This is a genomic window from Gammaproteobacteria bacterium, assembly GCA_022340215.1.
Taxonomy (GTDB): domain Bacteria; phylum Pseudomonadota; class Gammaproteobacteria; order JAJDOJ01; family JAJDOJ01; genus JAJDOJ01.
In genome coordinates this window covers 34,525-40,524 of the sequence record JAJDOJ010000270.1, presented here as the reverse complement: position 1 = coordinate 40,524, position 6,000 = coordinate 34,525, and the positions used below count along the sequence as shown (strand labels likewise).

At 55.4% G+C, this 6,000-nt stretch carries 5 protein-coding genes and 1 pseudogene; 2 read left to right on the top strand and 4 right to left on the bottom strand.

Annotation, left to right across the window (positions count from 1 at the left end; translation table 11 throughout):
* Nucleotides 1-448: 448 nt before the first annotated feature.
* Entirely contained in the window at nucleotides 449-1,543 is a 1,095-nt protein-coding gene (locus LJE91_18445) for a mechanosensitive ion channel family protein (protein ID MCG6870630.1), read from the bottom strand.
* Between the two features lie 659 nt (nucleotides 1,544-2,202).
* Between LJE91_18445 and LJE91_18440 the strand changes: the two genes are divergently transcribed.
* Nucleotides 2,203-2,715, top strand: a complete 513-nt coding sequence (locus LJE91_18440; GenBank protein MCG6870629.1) for a type 1 glutamine amidotransferase — start codon at nucleotides 2,203-2,205, stop codon at nucleotides 2,713-2,715.
* A 3-nt stretch (nucleotides 2,716-2,718) separates the two neighbouring features.
* Here LJE91_18440 and LJE91_18435 read toward each other — a convergent pair whose 3' ends face one another.
* Together LJE91_18435 and LJE91_18430 are read right to left on the bottom strand one after the other, a co-directional pair.
* Nucleotides 2,719-3,066, bottom strand: coding sequence for a divalent metal cation transporter (locus LJE91_18435; protein ID MCG6870628.1), 348 nt, complete (start codon nucleotides 3,064-3,066; stop codon nucleotides 2,719-2,721).
* A gap of 54 nt (nucleotides 3,067-3,120) precedes the next feature.
* Nucleotides 3,121-3,276, bottom strand: a complete 156-nt coding sequence (locus LJE91_18430; GenBank protein MCG6870627.1) for a hypothetical protein — start codon at nucleotides 3,274-3,276, stop codon at nucleotides 3,121-3,123.
* Between the two features lie 578 nt (nucleotides 3,277-3,854).
* On the opposite strand from LJE91_18430, the pseudogene LJE91_18425 reads away from it, so the two are divergent.
* A pseudogene (locus LJE91_18425) lies at nucleotides 3,855-3,998 on the top strand (IS1595 family transposase).
* A 202-nt stretch (nucleotides 3,999-4,200) separates the two neighbouring features.
* Here the strand turns inward: LJE91_18425 and LJE91_18420 are convergent.
* Nucleotides 4,201-5,601, bottom strand: coding sequence for a hypothetical protein (locus LJE91_18420; GenBank protein MCG6870626.1), 1,401 nt, complete (start codon nucleotides 5,599-5,601; stop codon nucleotides 4,201-4,203).
* Nucleotides 5,602-6,000: the final 399 nt, after the last annotated feature.

Below are 6,000 nucleotides of genomic sequence, written 5' to 3'. Positions count from 1 at the left end.
ATGCTTTGCGCGCCGTCCTCGGCTTTTTGGTAGTCTTGCTCATGGAAAGGGTGACTCCTCAGATTGATAAATTCAGCTCTTAACTTACTGAGGAGTTTACCTTTTCCTTTTCGCTGTGTCCCGCGCTTACAAGATTTAGGTGCACAAATCAACCACTTTTTATCTCACAACTTCCCAGCATATCCATAGACAAACAGTGGTATTTGGGGAGACATTCGGGGGTATCTGAACAGAATCCCCTTAGAGATGCCCCCGAACAGAGGTTGAGATCCCCCCATGAAGTTGACCGCATTGTCGGGAAAGGAAGCCAGGTCCGGCACCAGACAACGCAAGCTCTCGGATGGCGAAGGCATGTATCTTTTGATCACCCCTACAAAGGGCAGAAATATTTCCGATTGAAGTACTGGCACCTCGGTAAGGACCACATACTTTCGTATCGCTTATTTCACTATATCCCCGCACCAAGCTGACTCGATGTTGTCTCGATAAACAGCGTTTGTGTAGGATAAGCGAACTCTATGCCTTCCCTTTCGAAAAGTTCATGAATGCGTAGGTTGATGGCCTCCTGAATATCCATATATAGCGTGTAATCCGGACTTGGGACGTAATAAACAGTCTCGAAGGTTAAAGCGAAGTCCCCATAGCCTTTAAAGTGCGATCGATCGAAACGGACCTTATCAAGTTCATCGATGGCCTCGCGAATCAGACCTGGGATGAGTCTAAGCTTGCCGCGATGCGTTTGATAGGTAACTCCAATATTGAAAACGACTCGACGTTCGTACATGCGGCCATAGTTGCGGATTCTGCTGCCTAACAAGTCCGCGTTAGAGAAAACTAGCTGCTCTCCGGATAGACTGCGTAGTCGCGTAGTCTTTAGACCGACATGCTCGACACTGCCCAATAAATCATCGACTATAAGAAAGTCTCCAACCGCAAAGGGCTTATCAAGAACGATTGACAATGACGCAAAAAGGTCGCCAAGGATGTTCTGGACCGCGAGCGCTACCGCCACCCCACCAATACCAAGGCCCGCGACCAACGCGGTGACGTCAACACCAAGGTTCTCCAGCATGAGAAGTGCGACTACCGACCAAAGTACAAGTCGCCCGACGAAAGCTGCGGCAGTTACCGTGGCCACGCTCGCTGGGTCTTTCTCCTTGCGATGGACAAGATCGCGCTTCAACCAGAATACAATAAAGTTGTTCAGCCAGATTCCTGTCTGCACGACGAGAGCTATGGCTGCTGCGGTGAATAGGCCTCGCCGTAGCGTATCCGGAATGGCTAGCATGAGCGACCCGATGAACAGAGCAACGACGATTAAGAACAGGAAGTGAGTCCGCGCAAGAAGCTCAACCAACGAGTCGTCCCAATAAGCTGCTGTACGTGAGGCTAGGCGGGATAGGCGCGTCATAGCCACTCTTCTGAAGGCGTAGAAAAGCACCAACACTCCAGAAGTCGCGGCAAATGCGGCAAGCCAGTTTGCAAGCGGGTTGCCGAGCAGATTGAAAGTTAGCAAATCTTCCATAGTCGCGTTCAGTGCCATCTCAATTATCGTTTGAAGCCATCATACCCATGTCCCCGATTGCGCGATACCATAGTTAGAGGCCACTACCCGCCGGACACTGCCGACGGATCGCGTTGATGGGCTACTCCCTTCAGCAAGGTGTGATTTCGCGGTTTTTCTGTTCTCTCAGAGCTGCGTAACGAAGTGATCCCGGTCCGGTCAAGGAAACTCTCAATTATAGAGGTCTTGCGTTGATTGGGCGCAGCAGTCCGGTATCCGATTTCGTACGGACGGTTAGGGTTTACCCTGAAAACGTCGACAACGTGTAGTCATTGCTTGTCGGTGCTTTACCCACCGAAATCGAGGTAAATCGCGAGAGCGCTCGACATAGGTTGGTAGATAAGCACAGCTTGTGGAAGTGGATGTTGAGACTATTGCGGGCTGTCCCTACCCCTCGCCCTACGGGTGAGCCTGCAGCCGTTCAAAATCGCTCTCGGCGATTTTGTCAAGGCGCTACCGTATCGTTGGGTAGAGATGACCGCGCCGGTGCGAAGACGCATAGCAGATGAGTCTAGACTACGTATGCGCGGTCGTCGAAGCTCCCTGTGAGGTGCGCGACTAGACCGCCATGACCATCTCTTCCCATTGAGCGAAATGTGTCAGCCGATCCCATGACTAACTAATCCGAGGTGTGAAGCATGAAACAAATTCTGGCATTCGTCGATGATGTCTATGAGGACTTGGAACTCTGGTACCCGAAGATCAGGCTGGAAGAAGAAGGCTGGGATGTGGCGGTCGCCGGGCCGGAGGCGGGCAGGACCTATCATGGTAAGCACGGCTACCCATGTAAGGCCGATCTCACTATCGGTGACACGGACTCAGGGGCTTTCGATGCGCTCTTAATACCCGGCGGCTTTGCGCCTGACAAATTGCGGCGGAAATCAAAGGTGCTTTCACTGACTCGTGAGTTCAACGAACAGGAAAAGCCCATCGCCTTTATCTGCCACGCGGGCTGGATCTGTATCTCAGCGGACATACTCCGTGGCAAGAAGACCACCAGCACGGTGGGGATCCGGGACGACATGCGCAACGCCGGCGCGGAATGGATCGACGAGCCTTTGGTCATCGACGGTCACCTTATCAGCTCCCGAACCCCAAAGGACCTGCCCGTGTTCGCCAGGGCATTGGTTGAGAAGTTGAAGGGAGGATAGCGGCTACCCGACAATGCCCGTGATGCGGGAGAGTTGAGTGATGGCAAGGCCGGTTACGAAGAGAATGATCGCGACTCCAATGATGTTGCCAAGCCAGCGGTTTAGGTACGTGCCCAGGATGTCCCTCCGATTCATGACAACGAGCATGAATACAGCGACGACGTGCAACAGCAGGCCATTTGCGGCCTGCGCGAGGACGATGGCAGTCGCAGGGCGCGTGTCGAGTACAGCGAACAGCGTGCCGATGTGAATGATCGCCGCCCACACGGACTGGAAACACCGATCGCGAAGGCCTCGCCGCCATCCAAGGATACCGGCCATGGTATAGGCGGCAGCCAGCGGTGCCGTCACCGTGGTGCCAATGACCGCGATGATTGTCAGCAGGGAGTCCGCCGGAATGGATGGCTACAACAGGCCCCGAAACAGGGCCCGGATATCGGGTTTGACGATCATCATGGTGAGCAAGAAAACGGCGCTCATCACGGCCACCAGGATGATGAGGGTCCGCAAGATTTGGGAGCGCCAAAGTACCAGCCCGCCGGATATCCCGATACGTGTCATCGTTTCCCTCGAGGGTTCACGATGGAACAGAAATACTCTCTGTATGGTCAATTAACCCGGCCTGTCCAACTTGTGCCGAAGACGTGTACCGGTCGTCGTCGTACCGCAGGGTCGGCAGGTTCTGTCGTGCGCATCGCCATATTCCGGTCCCTTCGCAAAATCACGGACCAAACAGCGGCTCCACCCTGACACGCAGCTGCTGGTCGGGGAAAAACCATTGCGGGCAGGCAATCCTCTGCATGGCTATACAGCGAGGGAATTCATCCTGTCAGGACAGACCGACGCGGATTCTGGATCAAGTGAAGGAGTCGTTGTGTAACATGGGTCCTTCTGTAAAGGCTGGTTTTTCCTACTTCGCATCCGTCTTCGGCAGATGAATCGTCCGGTGTCAGTCGGATAGCTGCCACTCAATGCCTTGGTCCCAACGGCGGGTTTGGGCTGTTTCGGCGTTTTGGCGCCTTTTAATAGTAGCGCTGGCTAAGCTTCTGGATTCGGCTGGAGTCAGCCAGTAATTGCCATTTAGCGGGTACTTATGAATTATTCATATGGGATATCCACTTGACGCAAGTTCCCTCTACTATCTCGACGAATACACGTTTCGGTTTAACGGTCGTACTTCTGGCTCCCGAGGGCTCCTTTTTTACCGCCTAATGCAGCAGGCTGTGGTGACGAATCCAGTTTCCTACCGCCAGATTGTCAGTAATCGTGACCACAATATGTAGTGCTGGCTTGTGTTAAATGGATAGCCCGCTTATTCATTAATACAAGCTGCTCGATGGCGGTTAATAGAGCATGTCGCAATGACGAAACGTCCGTTGATCTTGATCACTGCGTTCCTGACCCTCCCTCGTCGCCAGGGGGGGGCGTGTTGACGAGGATCTACATGGCAGAGTCCGGCTAGCGCAGCATGCCCGGTCGGTCTGTTCAGTTGAGGAGATCCTTTGCGGGCTTTGTCGGCGTGCGCAGCGAGCGCAGGAAGGCGATCACCTTGGCTTGGTTCTGGACGGAGAGCGCCGCGAAGGCGTTGCGCGCCGGCAGCGCCTCGCCACCGTGCAGCAGGATCGCCTCGGTCAGCGTTGTTGCCCGCCCATCGTGTAGATAGGGGGCAGTGTCGGCCACGCCCCAAAGCCGAGCCGTTGTAAACTCCCAGTTACGCTGTGCATCAACCTGAGCGAAGCTCTCTGACAGTTCCGCTCCCATGTCGTGGCGCTTCAGATCGGCGAACAGGGGAACGTAGATCCCTCCCGTGCCGTTGGATCGGAAACTCACCGGCGGCCGGGTCAGATCCACTGTCGCGTAGATCCCGGTAGTGTGATCGAGCGGGTCCGAGGGGAAACGTAACGGCAGCGTCTGACCCTGGGTCTGTATCACAGGCACGTGGCAGGAGGCGCAGCCGATCTGTATAAAGCGTTGGAAGCCGCTCGCCCCGCTCGCGATCGCCTTCTCGGCTTCGGGCCTCTCGAGCGTCACCTCGAAGGTGTTTAGCGCCGAGAGGTCACCGGGGCGGATCTCGTCGACCACGCCGTCGGCGTCGGCATCGAAGCCGGTGCCGACCACCTCGGAAGGCTGCATCCCAAAGTGGAACTGCATCGCCTCGGTGTCGAAGTCACGCACTGTGGCGAACTCGCCCTTGCGCCCGAACGGTTTGACCACGAGGTCCGCATCGACCCCTTCGATCCCGGAGAAATCGAGATTGCCGTTGGCATCCGCGACAATTTTGCCGAAATCTACGCCGTGCGTCGTCAGCGGAATGACTACCCCCGGGTGGGCCAACGCCTGATTAAGCAGCTCTTGCAGCTCCTCGGTCATCTCGAGACCCAGAAGCTCAACGCCGCCGCTGCCGAAGATGAACGGTGGGTTAGCGAAGCGTCCGTTGAAACCGGCGTTCTTGTCTAAATCCAGGTCCGCGGGGTCCATCGCCGTCGGCTTAATGATGGCATTGGTCACGGAACCGCCCACGCCGCCGATTCCCAAGCGGGGCGGGACCGTCGCCGCGCTGAGCAGCGAGTGACACTCCAGGCAGGTCTGACCGTCGAGGCCGTTGACACGCAGCAGCGTGCCGTTTCCCTGCAAGGTCGGCCGACCTCCTGAGTCACCGTCACCGTATCCGTCGATCTTGTTGAACGGTGTGGTGAAGACTCGAAGCCCTGCGAGGCGGATTTCCCGCAGAGTCAACTCGCCATTGACGATCTGCCCCTGTGTGACCCGGCCCTGAAAATTCGGCTCCTCGCCCTGGGCGGTTTGAACGCTGGCACCGACTATGACGAATAGGATTAGAAGACAGGCCGCTTGTGCTAGGCGCACCGCCTGTTTGCAGTCATACATGTTGTTTCTCCTCGAAAACAGCGTTTGTGTCTCCGTGAAACGAGAGGGCAGCATTACCATTGTCGAGTAGCCCAAGCAGGTGTCGCGCCAACAAGGGGGGATCGAATCAAACTTCTACAACTGATTGATTTAATTTAGGAATAATTTATTCTTGTTTGCTGCGAAACAATCCGTGCGGTCGCAGCCCTGTTTCAAGGTTGGGGGGGCGAGCAACATCTTGGTTGAAAGGGTTCGCTGGTAGCAAACACACTCCGCAAAGCTCAATGATCTGGCCATATAAGCCACAGCTGAATGGCGGAAACGGGTCGTTTCCTGTCTGTCATACTTCCGCAGTATTAAGAAAGGCCTAAACGTCCGAGCTGGGTCGATCTCGACCGTCCGATATCCGATAAGTAGCTG

Excerpts from the sequence above, each read along its gene's own strand:
- LJE91_18445 (MCG6870630.1), bottom strand. The coding sequence starts at position 1,543 with ATGGCACTGAACGCGACTATGGAAGATTTGCTAACTTTCAATCTGCTC.
- LJE91_18440 (MCG6870629.1), top strand. The coding sequence starts at position 2,203 with ATGAAACAAATTCTGGCATTCGTCGATGATGTCTATGAGGACTTGGAA.
- LJE91_18430 (MCG6870627.1), bottom strand. The coding sequence starts at position 3,276 with ATGACACGTATCGGGATATCCGGCGGGCTGGTACTTTGGCGCTCCCAA.
- LJE91_18420 (MCG6870626.1), bottom strand. The coding sequence starts at position 5,601 with ATGTATGACTGCAAACAGGCGGTGCGCCTAGCACAAGCGGCCTGTCTT.